Source organism: Streptomyces sp. NPDC048291 (assembly GCF_043201715.1).
Classification (GTDB): domain Bacteria; phylum Actinomycetota; class Actinomycetes; order Streptomycetales; family Streptomycetaceae; genus Streptomyces.
On sequence record NZ_JBICZC010000049.1, the window covers coordinates 1 to 1,152 of the forward strand.

The window sequence follows — 1,152 nt, forward strand, 5'->3', positions numbered from 1 at the left end:
TGGGCGGTCTGGCGGTGTTGGGGCTGGCGTCGTTGGCGGGCGGGCTGGCGACCGGTCCTGAGGTGCTGATCGTGGCGCGGGTGATGCAGGGGCTGGCGACGGCGGCGGTGACGCCGGCGGGGCTGTCGCTGTTGACGACGTCGTTCCCGGAGGGCCCGCTGCGGCAGAAGGCGCTCGGTCTGAACGGGGCGCTGATGTCGGCGGGGTTCACCACGGGCGCGGTGCTGGGCGGGGTGCTGACGGACCTGCTGTCGTGGCGGTGGTCGTTCTTCCTGAACGTGCCGGTCGCGGCGGCGGTGCTGGTGATCGCGCCGATGGTGCTGGCGGAGTCGCGTCCGGCGGAGCGGCCGCGGCTGGACGTGCCCGGTGCTCTCGCGGTCACCCTGGGCCTGCTGGCCGTCGTGCTGGGCTTCACGCGGGCCGGGGAGCACGGCTGGGGCGAGGTGTCCGCGTGGGGGGTGCTGGCGGCGGGTGCGGTGCTGCTGGTGGTGTTCTACTTCGTGGAACGCAACGCGGTGGCGCCGCTGGTCCCGGTGAGTGTGCTGGGCCGGCGCACGGTCGCGTTCGGGAACATCGCCGGGGTGCTGGCGTTCGTGACGGAGACGTCGCTGGTGTTCCTGATGACGCTGTATCTGCAGAAGGTTCTGGGGTTCTCGCCGCTGGCGGCGGGTCTGTCGTTCGGGGTGCTGGGCCTTGGCACGGTCGTGGGCGGGGTGATGGCACCCAGGTTCATCGGCCGGGCGGGAACCAGGGCGGCGCTGGTGACGGGTGCGCTGGTGCAGACGGTCGCGACGGGTGCGCTGCTCGCTCTGGGCACGACGCAGGCGAGTCTGGGGCTTCTGCTGCCGGCCACGTTCGTGGGCGGGGTGGGCAACATGCTGCTGATCGTGGGGTTCATGGTGACCGCGACGAGCGGGCTGCCCGATCACGAGCAGGGCATGGCGACCGGGCTGGCCACGATGAGCCAGCAGATCGGTATCACCATGGGCACCCCGGTGATGAGCGCGATCGCGACCGGCGCGATGACGACCGCCACGGCCACCGGGATCCTCCACGGCATCCGCACCGCCGTCGCGGTCAACACCGCCCTCGTCCTGGCCACCGCCCTCATCGCCGCCCTCTTCCTGCGCACCCCCACCCCACAGGACTGAG

1 protein-coding gene is annotated in these 1,152 nt (G+C 72.2%); it reads left to right on the plus strand.

The genetic code is table 11. The annotated features are described in order from the left end of the window. On the plus strand, positions 1-1,151 hold a 1,151-nt coding region (locus ACGF5O_RS49070), incomplete at its 5' end, for an MFS transporter (protein ID WP_393816441.1). Position 1,152: the final 1 nt, after the last annotated feature.